General features: G+C 68.0%; 1 pseudogene. It reads left to right on the top strand.

What is annotated here, in order from left to right:
• A pseudogene (locus ACLQ3C_RS21775) lies at window positions 1–203 on the top strand (hypothetical protein); the annotation flags it as partial.

The raw sequence follows: 203 nt of genomic DNA, 5'->3' as shown, positions 1-203 counted from the left end.
CCCCGGTGCCCCACCGAACCCGAAACGCGTCAACAAACTGCCTGATGTCGGGCCCGACTTCACCGCCGGGCTCGCGAGGGTGCGTGCCCAAATACACGCGCAACCACCCGACCCACCCACCGCGGATACACCGTTGCCGGCCGGCAGCACCGGTGCCCACGACGTCGTCGAGATCATCACCTGGGATCCCGCCGACGTACTGA

Origin of the sequence: Gordonia sp. DT30 (assembly GCF_049844915.1) — a bacterium.
Classification (GTDB): Bacteria; Actinomycetota; Actinomycetes; order Mycobacteriales; family Mycobacteriaceae; genus Gordonia.
This window is presented reverse-complemented; position numbering and strand designations above follow the sequence as displayed.